This is a genomic window from Actinomadura sp. K4S16, assembly GCF_008327685.1.
GTDB lineage: Bacteria > Actinomycetota > Actinomycetes > Streptosporangiales > Streptosporangiaceae > Spirillospora.
Genome location: NZ_BDDE01000018.1, coordinates 154,225 through 166,437 on the forward strand (window position 1 = coordinate 154,225; position 12,213 = coordinate 166,437).

General features: G+C 71.6%; 12 protein-coding genes and 1 pseudogene. 6 read left to right on the forward strand and 7 right to left on the reverse strand.

The genetic code is table 11. The features are described from left to right. Positions 1 to 6: 6 nt before the first annotated feature. The 4 genes from K4S16_RS28830 to K4S16_RS28845 form a co-directional block, all read right to left on the reverse strand. Entirely contained in the window at positions 7 to 1,197 is a 1,191-nt protein-coding gene (locus K4S16_RS28830; protein WP_149262190.1) for an acyltransferase, read from the reverse strand. After that, positions 1,190 to 2,173, reverse strand: a complete 984-nt coding sequence (locus K4S16_RS28835) for an alpha/beta hydrolase (RefSeq protein WP_149262191.1) — start codon at positions 2,171 to 2,173, stop codon at positions 1,190 to 1,192. Before K4S16_RS28835 ends, K4S16_RS28830 begins: the two co-directional genes overlap by 8 nt. Positions 2,174 to 2,323: 150 nt before the next feature. Next, positions 2,324 to 2,989 (reverse strand): response regulator transcription factor, encoded by a 666-nt coding sequence (locus K4S16_RS28840; protein WP_149262192.1) that lies wholly within the window; start codon positions 2,987 to 2,989, stop codon positions 2,324 to 2,326. Continuing rightward, positions 2,986 to 4,299: a sensor histidine kinase gene (locus K4S16_RS28845; protein WP_149262193.1), complete on the reverse strand. Its 1,314-nt coding sequence runs from the start codon at positions 4,297 to 4,299 to the stop codon at positions 2,986 to 2,988. The genes K4S16_RS28840 and K4S16_RS28845 overlap by 4 nt, the downstream gene beginning before the upstream one ends. An 84-nt stretch (positions 4,300 to 4,383) precedes the next feature. Here K4S16_RS28845 and K4S16_RS28850 point away from each other — a divergent pair, with 84 nt between their 5' ends. Further along, entirely contained in the window at positions 4,384 to 5,412 is a 1,029-nt protein-coding gene (locus tag K4S16_RS28850; RefSeq protein WP_200842180.1) for a PHP domain-containing protein, read from the forward strand. A gap of 3 nt (positions 5,413 to 5,415) precedes the next feature. Here the strand turns inward: K4S16_RS28850 and K4S16_RS28855 are convergent, their stop codons facing one another. Continuing rightward, a complete protein-coding gene (locus tag K4S16_RS28855; protein ID WP_235037131.1) occupies positions 5,416 to 6,060 on the reverse strand; it encodes a hypothetical protein in 645 nt (214 codons plus the stop codon). A 195-nt stretch (positions 6,061 to 6,255) separates the two neighbouring features. On the opposite strand from K4S16_RS28855, the gene K4S16_RS28860 reads away from it, so the two are divergent. Continuing rightward, positions 6,256 to 7,107, forward strand: a complete 852-nt coding sequence (locus K4S16_RS28860) for a helix-turn-helix transcriptional regulator (RefSeq protein ID WP_149262195.1) — start codon at positions 6,256 to 6,258, stop codon at positions 7,105 to 7,107. A gap of 21 nt (positions 7,108 to 7,128) precedes the next feature. Further along, positions 7,129 to 7,353 (forward strand): DUF397 domain-containing protein, encoded by a 225-nt coding sequence (locus K4S16_RS28865; RefSeq protein ID WP_149262418.1) that lies wholly within the window; start codon positions 7,129 to 7,131, stop codon positions 7,351 to 7,353. Between the two features lie 18 nt (positions 7,354 to 7,371). On the opposite strand, the pseudogene K4S16_RS45945 reads toward K4S16_RS28865, so the two are convergent. Next, positions 7,372 to 7,614: pseudogene (locus K4S16_RS45945) on the reverse strand (PHB depolymerase family esterase); the annotation flags it as partial. Between the two features lie 263 nt (positions 7,615 to 7,877). After that, positions 7,878 to 9,239, reverse strand: a complete 1,362-nt coding sequence (locus K4S16_RS28875; protein WP_149262196.1) for a tannase/feruloyl esterase family alpha/beta hydrolase — start codon at positions 9,237 to 9,239, stop codon at positions 7,878 to 7,880. A gap of 261 nt (positions 9,240 to 9,500) precedes the next feature. Here K4S16_RS28875 and K4S16_RS28880 point away from each other — a divergent pair, with 261 nt between their 5' ends. The 3 genes from K4S16_RS28880 to K4S16_RS28890 are packed head-to-tail and all read left to right on the forward strand — an operon-like array spanning position 9,501 to position 12,202. Continuing rightward, positions 9,501 to 10,274 (forward strand): ABC transporter ATP-binding protein, encoded by a 774-nt coding sequence (locus K4S16_RS28880; RefSeq protein WP_149262197.1) that lies wholly within the window; start codon positions 9,501 to 9,503, stop codon positions 10,272 to 10,274. Further along, entirely contained in the window at positions 10,261 to 10,953 is a 693-nt protein-coding gene (locus K4S16_RS28885) for an ABC transporter ATP-binding protein (RefSeq protein ID WP_149262198.1), read from the forward strand. The genes K4S16_RS28880 and K4S16_RS28885 overlap by 14 nt, the downstream gene beginning before the upstream one ends. Positions 10,954 to 10,963: 10 nt before the next feature. Further along, positions 10,964 to 12,202 carry an ABC transporter substrate-binding protein gene (locus K4S16_RS28890; protein ID WP_149262199.1) on the forward strand — a complete coding sequence of 413 codons (1,239 nt, stop codon included), beginning with the start codon at positions 10,964 to 10,966 and terminating at the stop codon, positions 12,200 to 12,202. The last annotated feature ends 11 nt before the right edge of the window (positions 12,203 to 12,213 follow it).

The following is a 12,213-nucleotide window of genomic DNA, read 5'->3' on the forward strand; positions in this document are numbered from 1 at the left end:
GGCGGGTCAGGAGACGCCTCTGGAGATGTACGGGCCGGGGGCCGGGTTGGTTCCCGGGGCGGTGCCGCGCACGAGCGGCCGCGGCCTCCGGGCGGCGGCGGCCACCGCTCTGCCGGCGGCGAGCGCGCCACCGAAGGCGACCAGCCAGGCGAGCCGCTCGGCGACCCATTCCGGCTGGTCGGGCACGGTGTGCAACCCGTTCAGCCTACCGAACGCGAGCAGCGCCCCCACGGTCACGGAGATCATCGCGGTCTGGTGCCAGAGGTAGATCGCCATCGCGGAGCGGTTGGCCGCGGCGATCACCGACCGGGGCCCTGCGCGCCGCGTCCAGCGGGTCAGGGGCCCGTGCAGCAGGACGGCCAGGCCCGTCTGGGCGAGGCCGAACGCGACCGCGGCGAGGGTCGGCGGGCTGAGGTTGGAGACGGCGGCGCCGGGGACGCCGACCATGCTCGCCGGGTATCCGGCGAACAGGACGAGGAGCGCGGCCGACGCGGCGCCCCCGCCCAGCAGGGCGAGCCCGGCCCTGCGGGACCGCAGCGCTCCGTCCGCCCAGCCGATGCCGAGATAGAACGGCAGGAGCCAGGCGGTGAGGACGGCGGCCCAGCCCGTCCAGCCGGGCGCGCCGAGGGCGAACCGGCCGAGGTCGATCCCGGCGGTCGCGGCGGCGAGGACCGCCGCGCCCGCGATCCCGAACCGGTTCCACGAGGCGGCGATGAGCGGGGTGAGCGCCGTCAGCACCACGTAGACGCAGAGGAACCACAGCGGGCTCAGCACCAGCTCGACGAGGACGCGGATGCTGCTCCCCGAGAACCCGGCCCATGACAGGACCGCGGCGACGGGGAGCCAGACGATCATCAGAGCCGGCAGGGGCCGCGCGAAGCGCGCCAGGCGCCGCCGCAGGCGGCGGCCCCAGGGCTCGCCGGGACGCAGGCTCTTGGCCGCCGAGTAGCCGCCGACGAAGAAGAAGACGGCGAGCGTTTGCAGGACCCAGGAGATGGGAGTCAGTTCGGGCATCGTCTTGAGGGGGCTGGTGACGTGCAGCCGGTGGCCTGTGCCGTCCACGACGAGCGCGGTGACGAGCCAGTGGCCGAGCACGACGCCGAGGATCGCGAAGGCACGCATGGCGTCCACGGCCCCGTCGCGGTTCTTGGCCTCTTCGCGGTCCTGGGCTTGGTCGTAGGCCTGGGCTTCAGGCATGGGTGACCTCCGCGTCGCGGCCGAGGGCGATCAGGGCGAGGTTGCGCAGCGCGAGGGACCCGGGCTTCAGGTAGCCGCTGTGCGGGCCCGTCCCGGCGTCGAAGCGCAATGCGCCGAAGCCGGGAGTGACGGGATCGGCCCCGAAGCCGAGCCCGGCGAAGCGGACGTGGGGCACGTACCGCACCCAGTCGCCCTTGGACCGGCCCGCCCACACGCGGGCGGACGTCCCCAGGCCGGACACGTGGCGCACGGTGGTGCCGGGACTGCCGAACAGCGCGATCTCGTCCACCGGCAGGGGCGCGAGCCGCCGCGCGGCCTTGCCGCAGACCACCGAGCCGTAGCTGTGGCAGAGCAGGGCGAAGCGGGCCCTCCCGTTCAGGCGGTGCACGCCGGTGAGGAGACGTTCGAGACCGCGCGCGCCCTTCTCGGCGCTTCCGCTCGTCAGGGCGCCCGTGCTCAGCGTCGAGGGCGAGTCGTAGCCGAGCCAGGCGATGACGGCGATCCGCGCGCCGGGCGCGGCGTCGCGGGCCTGCCGGTAGAGCGCCCGGCTGCCGCCGCCGACGAACTTGGGCGAGTCGTAGTTGGCCAGCGAGTTGTCCGCGCCCGGCACGACCACCGCGATCCGGTCGGCGTGCTCCAGATCGCCCAGGACCTCCACAGCGCGCCCGTCGCCGCGCGGGTCGAACGACAGGAACCGCCGGTCAGGCGCCAGGAAGGCGGCCAGGACCCGCGCCCGCCCCTCGTCGTGGACGCGCCTGGCGGTGGCCAGCGCGCGGGTGATGTCCCGGCCGGTCGTCTCGTAGCGGGCGCCGAGGGCGGACGGCGCCAGGGCGGGCGCCGCGGCCGGCGGCGCGTACACCTCGGCGTGCCCGGCGGCGGTCGCCGAGCCGGTGGCGGCCAGCACCGACACGGCGGCGAGGCTTCGCCGGACGGGGAGGGGCCTGCGAACGGCGAGGGTCCTGCGAACGCTGGGCATCCCGCGCGTCCTTCCTGGTCAGTGGAGTGGAGCACTGATCAGGAAGGTAGAAATCGGACGTACAAGAGCACATCGGCCCGCGGTGCCGTCCCGCGCCGTGCGCCCCCGGTATGACGACTGCGCCCCAGGTATGACGACGGCGGCCGGGCGTCAGTCGCCGGGCCGCACCAGCCCCACCTCGTAGGCGTAGACGATCGCCTGCGGGCGGTCCCGCAGCCCGAGCTTCATCAGGATCCGCCCGAAGTGGGTCTTGACGGTCTGCTCGGCGACGACGAGCCGCCCCGCGATCTCGCCGTTGGACAGCCCGCGCGCCACCAGCGCGAGCACCTCGGTCTCCCGCTGGGTCAGCTGCTCCAGCCGCTTGCGGGACGGCGCGCGGGGGCCGCCGAGCCGGGAGAACTCCGCGATGAGCCGCCGCGTGACCGACGGGGACAGCAGCGCGTCGCCCGCCGCCACCACCCGCACCGCGTCGGACAGCTCGGTCGCGGACGCGTCCTTGAGCAGGAACCCGCTGGCTCCCGCCCGCAGCGCCTCGTAGACGTAGTCGTCGAGGTCGAACGTCGTCAGCATGAGGACCTTCGGGGCGTCCTCCCCGGCGTCCGCGAGGAGCCGGCGGGTCGCCTCCAGGCCGTCCATCACCGGCATCCGGACGTCCATCAGCACCACGTCGGGACGCAGCTCCGCGATGCGGCGCAGGCCCTCGGCGCCGTCGGCGGCCTCGCCCGCGACCTCGATGTCGGGCTGGGCGTTCAGCAGCACGCCGAAGCCGGTGCGCACCATGCCCTGGTCGTCGACGATCACGACCCGGATCGTCACGTCGCTTCCCGCGCCTTCACCGGCAGCGATGCGGTCACGGCGAATCCTCCCTCGGGGGTGGGGCGGGCGGTGAGCTCGCCGCCCAGCGCGGCGGCCCGCTCCCGCATCCCGACCAGCCCGTGGCCGCCGCCCGGAAGGGGCGGCACGGAGCCTCGGCCCCCGGCGGGCGGGCCGTTGACGACGCCGAGCAACACTACGCCGCCATCACCGGAAGCGCCGCCATCACCGGAAGCGCCGTCATCACAGGACACTTCGACCTCGACCCGGGAACCGGGCGCGTGCCGCATGGCGTTGCTCAGCGCCTCCTGGAGGATCCGGTAGGCGGTGAGCCCGACGCCGGGGGGAAGCCCGGCGAGGTCGCCGCTCAGTCGCGTCTCGACGCGCAGGCCGGCGCCGCGCGCGTTGCCGACCAGCTCGTCCAGGCGCGCCAGGCTGGGCTGCGGTGCGGTCTCTGCGCCGTCCTCCGCGCGCAGGACGCCGAGGACGCGGCGCAGCTCCGTCAGCGCGTCCAGCGCGGTCGCGCGGATCTCGGCGAGGTCGCGGCGCGTCTCGTCCGGGACGGACTCCACCTTGTACGGCGCCGCCTCCGCCTGGATCGCGATCATCGACATGTGGTGGGCGACGACGTCGTGCAGCTCCCGAGCGATCCGCTGCCGCTCGGTCAGCACAGCCTCGGCGTCCTGGTGCCGCTTCTCCTGCTCGGCCAGCTCGCGCCGGGACGTCTGCCGGACCCGGACGGCATAGCCCACCGTGAGCGCCAGCAGGAGCAGCACCGACGCCCCGGGCCCGGTCTCCGGGGCCTTGATCCACAGCCCGGCGAACGAGATGAGCCCGACGCCCAGCGTGATGTCGCGCGAGCAGCGCACCGCGACCGTGTACACGGCCACGAGCGCCGCGACCGAGCCCGCCGGGACGAAGGGGACGGTCAGCCAGCCGTCGACGTCGATCAGCGCCATCGCCAGGAAGCTCAGCCGCCACGCGCCGAGCGGATGCCGGTCGCGCAGCGCCAGCGGCGCCGTCACCGCCACGGCGATGAACAGCTTCGTCCCGTCGGACACGTAGATGCCGCGCCGCAGCGTCTCGGTGGACAGCAGCGACACCGTCCCGGCGACGAGCCCGACGGTGAGGGCCAGTCCGAACAGGTTCGTCACCAGCCCGTACGGCAGCCGCCCGACGCCGATGTACCGCGTCCAGCGCAGCAGCAGCGGCCACGGCCGGTTCAGCGGGGCCGGGTCCGCCCTGCCGGTCACGGCGGCGGCGAGCAGCACGTCCCGCAGGACGCCGCGCAGTGTGAGGTTCTCGCCCGCCATGGGGACCAGGCTAGGGAGCCCCGGTCTCACTCGGATGACACCGGGGTGGGACGTGCCGGGTCATACCTGGGTACGGTGCGAGGGGTGGAGCCCGTCGAAGCGCTGCGCCGCATCGCGTTCCTTCTGGAGCGCGCCCACGAGCCGACCTACCGCGTGCGGGCCTTCCGCACCGCCGCCGACCGCGTGGAGGAGACGGCCCCGGACGAGCTGGCCGACCGCGCCCGCGACGGGACGCTCACCGCGCTGCCCGGCATCGGCAAGGTCACCGCCCTGGTGGTCGAAGAGGCGCTGCGCGGCGAGACCCCTGTCTACCTGCGGCGACTGGAGGCCACCGAGGGCGAGCCGCTGGACGAGGCCACGGCCGCGCTCCGCTCCGCGCTGAAGGGCGACCTGCACACCCACAGCGACTGGTCGGACGGCGGGTCCCCGATCCTGGAGATGGCCGAGACCGCCCGCTTTTTGGGCCACGAGTACCTCGCGCTCACCGACCACTCGCCGCGCCTGAAGGTCGCCAACGGCTTGTCCGCCGACCGCCTGCGCCGCCAGCTCGACGTCGTGGCCGAGCTCAACGAGTCCCTGGCGCCCTTCCGCATCCTGACGGGCATCGAGGTCGACATCCTGGAGGACGGCGCCCTCGACCAGGAGCCCGACCTGCTCGACCGCCTGGACGTCGTCGTCGCCAGCGTCCACTCCAAGCTCCGCATGGACCGCGTCGCCATGACCAAGCGGATGGTCGCCGCGATCGCGAACCCGCGCGTGAACGTCCTCGGCCACTGTACGGGGCGCATCGTGAAGGCCGGCGGCAAGCGCGGCGGCCTGCGCCCGGAGTCGGAGTTCGACGCCGCCCTCGTCTTCGACGCCTGCGCCGCCTACGACGTCGCCGTCGAGATCAACTCGCGCCCGGAGCGCCTCGACCCGCCGAAGCGCCTGCTGCGCCTGGCGGTCGAGGCGGGCTGCCGGTTCTCCGTCGACTCCGACGCCCACGCGCCCGGGCAGCTCGACTGGCAGCCGTTCGGCTGCGAGCGAGCCGCCCGGTGCGGCGTCCCCGCGTCCCGGATCGTCAACACGCTTGCCGTCGACGACCTCCTCACCTGGACGCGCTCGAAACTCTGACGATCAGCGAGGTCCCCGGTGGATGTGCCCGGGGAAGGAGGCGCCCTTGGCGGTGATCTCCACGGGATGGAACTCCTCGGGGGCCAGGCCCTCGAAACCGGTCTCGACGATGTCGCTGTAGAGGGAGGAGGAGACGATCAGGGCCATCTCGCGGACGGGATCGGCCCGCAGCTCGTCCCGGAGCTCCTGGGAGTCGAGGAGCCGGGCGACGACGATCGGCGCGCGGCCCACCGCCCCGAACAGCCCGCCCGACAGGGGGCCGTGGTGCATCGCCACCCGCAGCCTGATCGGCGGCGTGCGCTCCCGGTTGAGCCCGGCGAGCGCGGCGGCCAGGGCGCGCGGATAGGACACGAGCACCAGCAGCCCGTCGGTGTCGGGGGGAAGGATCGCCATCTCGCCGTCCCCGCCGACCTGCCGTAACCAGGTGCGCCGGTCGAGACCGGCCGCGGCCGCCGCGGTCTCCAGCACCTCGTGCAGATCCAGCTGGACCTGCTTCTGCTGCGCCGTGCTCAGCCTGCTGAAACCCTCGACGTCGACCGCGATGAGGAAGTGGTATGTCAGTCGGTCGGTCACCGGCACGGTGAACGGCGTGTCCGCCGGGTCCGGCGCCGTGCTCGTCGCCGCCGTGTTCGTCGCTGCACCGCTCATCCGCTACTCCGGTGTGCGGCCTGGCGATCGTGGTACCCCGGTTCTCATCACACCCCTGCCTTCGGTCATGGCCGACGCGCCCACTGCCCCCGCTTCACATGTTGCGCGCCCGCAAGCATTCATGCAAGGTTGCATGTAGGGTTTCTTGAATCCGTGCACGAGTGTTTTCAGGCCGAGAGTTCTCAGGAGGAGGACATGGCGGTGCGCCAGTCGCCGTCCGTGCGAGCCCGGCAGCTCGCCCGCGAGCTGCGCGGCCTGCGCACCCGCGCCGGAGTGACGATCGACCAGGTCGCCGCGGAGATGAACTGGTCGACGGCCAAGGTCTCCCGGATCGAGACCGCCTACACGCTGATCACCGTCGCGGACCTGCAGCGCCTGCTCGCCTTCTACGGGGTGGACGAACCCGCGGTGGAGCGCTACATCAAGCTGGCCAGGGCGGCGCGCGAACGCGGCTGGTGGGAGACCTACGGCGACACGCTCGGGGAGCGCTACGCCGCCTTCATCGGCCTGGAGGCCGACGCGCAGGCGATGCAGTCCTACCGGGTGGCGATCATCCACGGGCTGCTGCAGACGGCCGACTACACCCGGGCCTGCATGATGGCCAACGTCCCCGCGCTGTCTCCCGGCGAGGTCGACCGGCAGGTGGAGATCCGGTTGAAGCGGCAGGCCCGGCTGCGGTCCCTGGAGGCGATGGAGCTCTTCGCCGTCCTGGACGAGGGCGCGCTGCGCCGCCGGATCGCCGGCGATGAGGTGATGCGGGGCCAGTTGGAGTACCTGCTGGAGGTCGGGAAGCTGTCGAATGTGAGAATTCTGGTCATTCCTTTCGACAACGGCTACCCTGGCGGTCTCACGGACTTCAGCATTCTGAGATTCCAGGAGCCCGAGTACCCGGATATCGTTTACATCGAGCAGATGGGCGGTAGTCTCATCATCGAGGACGAACGTCAGGTCTTTCGTTATACGAATGCGTTCGAGAAAATCTGCGGCAATGCGCTCGACGAGACCGCCTCGCGTGACCTCATCGACCGCATCGCCAGGGAATACTAGAAGAACAGTGAATCTCCGTTAATGACGACGACGTCTCATGGTGCCGCCCTCGCATGGCGAAAGAGCACCCGCAGTGCCTCCGCTGACGAATGCGTCGAACTGGCGGCGCGCGCCGCGGTCGGCAGCCCGGATCCGGTCGTGTTCGTCCGTGATTCCAAGGCGCCGGGCGGAGCGGTTTTCTGTTTCGGAGGGGCCGAGTTCGCCGCTTTTCTGGCCCGGGTGAAACGCGGCGAACTCGACCTGTGAGACGTCAGCCGCCGAGGCGTGGACCATGCGCATGATGGTCTCGATCTGCTTGCCGCCCTTCATGTCGTAGGCGGTGTCGCCGCCGTAGCCCCACCAGTTCCAGCAGCCCTGGGGGTTGCCGCCCAGCCAGCTGGACGCGGTGGCCTGCGGATACAGGACGATCATGCCGTTGGTGTCGGCGTACTCGTTGAGGTAGGTCTTCGTCGCGAACGTGTTCGCGACGACGCCGCGCCCCTGCTGGCATCCGTGCAGCGCCACCATCAGCCTGCACGGCGGAGGCCATCCCGAAGTGGAGACGGGACGAAACGCGGCCCGAAGCACCGGAGCCCAGCCCTCGCCGCAACCACGCGACGACCTCAAGGTTGCGATCGCGTCCGAGGGCAGGGGCGAGCGAAGCGAGACCCTGATCGCGCAGCGAGCCGCAAGGCGAGTCGGAGCGATGCCAGCGATCGCCCGCGTTTATCGACGGTGGAGGGCCGCCAAGGCCCGAAGGAGGAGAAAACGCAATAAATAGGGGTGTTCCCCTAGCTGAGGGAGCAGGTGTTCACGGGGTCGCCCGACGTGGGGCGGGGGAGCGTGGCGCTCTTCGGTGGGGTGGTGCCGTTCTGCGTCCGGGACTCCATGGCCGTGAAGGCCGTGCGCATGCAGGGCAGGAGCGGGCGCAGGCGGTCGGGGAAGGAGTCGTAGAGGCCGTCGACGTGGTTGGCGGCCTCCAGGCGGTAGTAGCGGTAGGGCGCCTTCCCCTTGGCGCGGACGAGTTTCGCGTAGACGTCGGAGTCGGTGGTGATGGGCAGGAGCGAGTCGTAGGTGCCGTGCAGGGTGATCAGGGGCTTGCGGATCCTGCCCGTGAGCGCCACGCGGGCGACGGCACGGCGGACCTCCTTCGGACGTGCGGCGTAGTTGTAGTCGGCCTCCTCTCCGGTGTAGGCCGGGTCGAACTCTTGGCGGTAGATGCGCTGGGTGAGCTCCCAATAGACCTGGTTGTGGAACGGCCAGAGGAACTCCGAGCCCGGGGCGAGACCGGCGTTCAGGAGCGCCTCGTGCGCGGACGGGTCGCCGGTGGCCGCGTAGGACGGGTAGGCGCGCAGGATCTTCGGCAGGTAGGTGAACAGGTTGGGGCCGTCGGCGCGCCAGAGCGTGCCTTCCGCGTCGATCCCGCCGTCGTACAGCTCCGGGCGGTTCTCCAGCTGCCACCGGACGAGGTAGCCGCCGTTGGAGATGCCCGCCGCGTAGGTGCGGCGAGGAGTCCGGCCGTAGCGCTGCGCCACGACCTTCTTGGCGGCCCGCGTCAGCTGCGTCACCCGGTCGTTCCACTCCACGACGGCGTCGCCTGGGCGGCGGCCGTCCTTGTAGAACTCGATGCCGCTGTTGCCCTTGTCCGTCGCGGCGTAGGCGTAGCCCTTGGCGAGCGCCCAGTCGGAGATGGTGAAGTCGTTGGCGTACTGGCGCCGGTTGCCGGGCGAGCCGGCGACGACGAGCCCGCCGTTCCAGCGCTCGGGCAGGCGGATGACGAACTGGGCGTCGTGGTTCCAGCCGTTGTTGGTGTTGAACGTCGAGGTGTCCGGGAAGTAGCCGTCCAGCTGGATGCCCGGGACGCCCGACGGGTTGCGCGTGCCCGCGGCGTGCAGCCCGGCCCAGTCGGCGGGGACGGTGTGGCCGGAGCCGACCGTCCCGGCGGTCGTGAGGTCGTCGAGGCAGGCGGCCGCCTGCTTCTCCGCTCCCGGCACCGCGAGCCCGGACGCGCAGCCTGGGCTCTGCCGCGCGCCGGCCTGCGGGGCCTGCGCGTGCGCGGCCAGGGGAAAGGCCAGGGCCGCGGTGAGGGCGCCGGCCACGGTGCCGGCGGTAAGGGCGGTGCCAGCGGTAAGGGCGGGGCGGACGATCGGCATTCCGGCTCCTCGGGACGGATGTCAGGTGCCAGCCATGGTGGGCGCCGCTTGTGACCGCTGCCACGTGGACCGCCCACATATCCGGCGAAGCCGCCATGTGCCCGTGGTCGTGACCTGCGCGTGATGTGGCTCACACCCGTATCAGGCCGTCCGAATGTGGGCCCCGGTCACATGGTCCGGTCCGCGGGTCCCACCTAGCGTTCCCGGTCACGGCGGCCCGAGTGTGGTTCGGGCCGTCCACGACGAGCGCGAGGAGGGCGCATGGGCGACCCGGACCGAAAGGCCCCGGTGCTGGCGGCGCGCGGCCTGGTCAGGGAGTTCCGCGGCTTCAGGGCCGTGGACGGGGTGGACCTCGACATCGCCGAAGGGTCCGTCCACGCGCTGGTGGGGCCGAACGGCGCCGGCAAGACCACGCTGTTCAACCTGCTGACCGGATTCCTGAAGCCGACCGCGGGCAGCGTGCGGCTCGGCGCGCACGAGCTGGCCGGGCGGCGCCCGGAGCTGATCGCGAAGCTCGGCCTCGCCAGGTCCTTCCAGATCACGAGCCTGTTCGCGGAGCTGACCCCGCGCCAGCACGTCGAGCTCGCGCTCGCCGGGCGGACGGGCCTCGGCTGGCGGTTCTGGCGGTCGGACAAGGCCCTCGACCGCCACTCCGACCGCGCCGCCGAGCTGCTCGGGCAGGTCGGGCTGGACGGGCACGCGGACGTGCCGGCCGGATCCCTGGCGTACGGCCGCAAGCGCGCCCTCGAACTGGCGCTGGCCCTCGCGCTGGACCCGAAGGTGCTGCTGCTGGACGAGCCGACCGCCGGCATGGGCGTCGAGGACGTCGGCCGCACCGTCGACCTCATCAAGAAGGTGCGGGACGGGCGGACCGTGGTCATGGTCGAGCACAACATGAGCGTCGTCTCCAGCCTCGCCGACCGGGTCACCGTCCTCCAGCACGGCCAGGTCCTCGTGGAGGGCCCCTACGCCGAGATCCGCCACGACCCCCGCGTCGTCACCGCCTACCTCGGAGACTCCAATGCTGCGCATTGACGGACTGTCCGCCTGGTACGGCGAGGCCCAGGCCCTGCGCGAGGTGTCGCTGCACGTCGACGAGGGGGAGATCGTCACCCTCGTCGGACGCAACGGCGCCGGCAAGACCACGCTCCTGCGCTCCCTGATGGGGCTGCACAAGGGCGCGTCCGGAACGGTCCGCTTCCTGGACGAGGACATCTCCTCGATGAGCCCGCACAAGCGCGCCCGCCGCGGCCTCGGGTACGTCCCCGACGACCGCGGGATCTTCGCGACGCTCTCGGTGGAGGAGAACCTCACCCTGCCGCCCGCGATGGGTCCCGACCCGTGGTCGCTGGACCGGGTGTACGAGACCTTCCCGCGCCTGCGGGAGCGCCGCCGCTTCCCCGGGACGAAGCTGTCGGGCGGCGAGCAGCAGATGCTCGCGCTCGCCCGCGTGCTGCGGACCGGCGCCCGCCTGCTCCTTTGCGACGAGCCCACCGAGGGCCTGTCGCCGCTGATCGTCCAGCAGATCGGCGACATCCTCCGCGAGGTCAAGGCGGCCGGGGTGACCGTCCTGCTCATCGAGCAGAACGTGCACTTCGCCGCGACCGTCGCCGACCGCCACCACCTGCTCGCCGAGGGCCGGATCGTCGAGTCCATGGACAACGACGAGGTCCGCGCCCGCGAGAGCGAACTCCTCCAGTACCTCGGAATATAGGGAGACCCCGATGAGAGTTCTCGGACGCTCGGCCGCGCTCGCGACCGCCGGAGCGCTGCTGGCCGGCTGCGCGGGCGGACCCGGCGGGGGCGGGGGCAAGATCAGCGACGACAAGATCGTGCTGGCGGTGCTGACCGACCAGTCCGGCGTGTACGCCGACCTGTCGGGCAAGAACGCCGTCGAGGCGGTGAAGATGGCCGTCGCCGATTTCAAGGCCAAGTACGGCGACAAGGCCGTCACCGACAAGATCGAGGTCATCTCCGCCGACCACCAGAACAAGCCCGAGGTCGCCAACTCCAAGGCCCAGGAGCTCTACGACCGCAAGCAGGCCGACCTGATCCTGGACGTGCCCACCTCGTCCGCCGCGCTCGCCGTCGCCACCGTCGCCAAGAACAAGAAGAAGGTGTTCATCGACGTCGGAGGCGCGACGACCGAGCTGGAAGGCAAGCAGTGCAACAAGTACACCTTCCACTACGGCTACAACAGCTACATGCTGGCCCACGGCACGGGCACCGGCGTCACCAAGGACGGCGGTAAGAACTGGTACATCGTCTACCCGGACTACGCGTTCGGGCAGGACATGCAGAAGACGTTCACGACGGCCATCAAGGGCGCCGGCGGCAGCGTCGTGAAGAGCGACCCGACGCCGTTCCCCAACGACAACTTCTCCACGTTCCTGCTGAAGGCGCCGGGCCTGAAGCCCAAGCCGCAGGTGCTCGGCGCCATGCAGGCCGGCGGTGACCTCGTCAACCTGGTCAAGCAGTACAACGAGTACAAGCTGCACGACAAGGGCGTGGACCTCGCCGTGGGACTGATGTTCCTCACCGACATCCACTCGCTCGGCTCCGACGCCCTCGCCGGGACGCGCTTCACCGACTTCTGGTACTGGAACGCCAACGAGGGCAACCGCGCCTGGGCCGACAAGTTCAAGGCCAAGACCGGCACCCGGCCGACGGCCGTGCAGGCGGCCGACTATTCGGCGGCGCTCCAGTACCTGGAGGGCGTGCAGCGCGGCGGCACCGACAAGTCCGACGACGTGGTGAAGCAGCTCGAAGGCGCCAAGGTCAACGACATGTTCACCTCCACCGGTACGATCCGCGCCGAGGACCACCTGCTCACCCACGACGCCTACGTCGCCCAGGTCAAGCCCAAGAGCGAGGTCAAGGAGCCCTGGGACTACGAGAAGATCCTCAGCACGATCCCGGCGGCGGAGGCGTTCCAGCAGCCCGACCCGTCCTGCTCCCTCTAGGCGGGCCGCGA